At 31.6% G+C, this 244-nt stretch carries 1 protein-coding gene; it reads right to left on the minus strand.

The window, feature by feature from the left end; genetic code table 11:
* A partial coding sequence (locus tag H6A07_RS09995; protein WP_275100643.1) for a LacI family DNA-binding transcriptional regulator occupies positions 1-244 on the minus strand: 244 nt, incomplete at both ends.

A 244-nucleotide genomic window follows, 5' to 3' on the forward strand; every position in this document is an offset into this window, starting at 1 on the left:
GTAGTACAAGTCTGTTAATTCTTGGGCTTCAGTATACCATTGTACAATTGCTATCTTATTTAAATGTTCTTCTTTATTCTTTTTTTTATGTTTAGAATAATTTAACTTTTCAGCAGTTTTAAAAATTCTTCTTTTAGTCTCATCACCAACAGATAACGATTCATCATAATTTAAAACACGAGAGACGGTTGCTGGTGAAACGCCTGCAAGTTTGGCGATATCTTTAATAGTAGCCATATAACCC

Source organism: Olsenella uli (assembly GCF_016899935.1).
Taxonomy (GTDB): domain Bacteria; phylum Actinomycetota; class Coriobacteriia; order Coriobacteriales; family Atopobiaceae; genus Thermophilibacter; species Thermophilibacter uli_B.